Below are 673 nucleotides of genomic sequence, written 5' to 3'. Positions count from 1 at the left end.
CCGATATCCTGCGCGAGATGATCGGCTTTGCCGCCGAGCGGCTGATGGAGCTGGAGGTTGGGGCCGCCACCGGCGCGCCCCATGGCGAGAAGACCCCGTTGCGCACGGCCCAGCGCAACGGCTATCGCGAGCGCGACTGGGAGACGCGCGCCGGCACCGTCGAGCTGCGCATCCCCAAGCTCAGGAAGGGCTCCTATTTCCCCGGTTTCCTAGAACCGCGCCGCATGGCCGAGAAGGCGCTGACCGCCGTCATCCAGGAGGCCTACGTCCAGGGGATCTCGACCCGCTCGGTCGACGACCTGGTCAAGGCGATGGGCATGAGCGGCATCTCCAAAAGCCAGGTCAGCCGGCTGTGCGAAGAGATCGACGGCAAGGTCAAAGCGTTCCTTGAAAGACCCATCGAGGGCGACTGGCCATATCTGTGGATCGACGCCACCTACCTGAAGGTGCGCCGCGGCGGCCGCATCGTCTCGGTCGCCGTCATCATCGCTGTCGGCGCCAACGCGGCCGGCCGGCGCGAGGTGCTGGGCATGGAGGTCGGCACGTCTGAGGCCGAGCCGATCTGGACGGAGTTTTTGCGCAAGCTGACCCGCCGCGGCCTGCGCGGCGTCAAGCTCGTCGTCTCCGATGCCCATGAAGGCATCAAGGCGGCCGTCACCAAGGTGCTGTGCGC

General features: G+C 67.5%; 1 protein-coding gene. It reads left to right on the top strand.

Features of this window, described 5'->3' with window-relative positions; genetic code table 11:
- Window positions 1-673: IS256 family transposase (locus AC0L3N_RS33925; RefSeq protein ID WP_473552060.1), on the top strand; the 673-nt coding region annotated here is incomplete at both ends.

This window comes from Mesorhizobium sp. WSM4807, assembly GCF_055811615.1.
This window is presented reverse-complemented; position numbering and strand designations above follow the sequence as displayed.